Origin of the sequence: Pseudomonas sp. SIMBA_067 (assembly GCF_046534675.1) — a bacterium.
Lineage (GTDB): Bacteria > Pseudomonadota > Gammaproteobacteria > Pseudomonadales > Pseudomonadaceae > Aquipseudomonas > Aquipseudomonas putida.
Genome location: NZ_JAWRYH010001043.1, coordinates 1 through 248 on the forward strand (window position 1 = coordinate 1; position 248 = coordinate 248).

The window sequence follows — 248 nt, forward strand, 5'->3', positions numbered from 1 at the left end:
GCTGCAGGCGTATCGGCCGCCGGCAGACCCTATCCGAATCGTGTACCCGAGCAAACGCCACTTGTCCCCACGGGTGCGTGGGTTCATCGACTTGCTGGTAGCCAGTTGGGAACCGGGCGTGCCTTGGGAGTACTGATTGGGGAATGCCAGGCCCCTATACCGGGCCTGAACCTGGGTTATCGCTAGCGGCGCAGCAGGGAAACTGGCAGCCACTGATAATCCCCCTGGAGACCCCATGACTGCACTGT

1 pseudogene is annotated in these 248 nt (G+C 62.1%); it reads left to right on the forward strand.

The window, feature by feature from the left end:
* A pseudogene (locus tag SB765_RS32395) lies at positions 1–136 on the forward strand (LysR family transcriptional regulator); the annotation flags it as partial.
* Between the last annotated feature and the right edge of the window lie 112 nt (positions 137–248).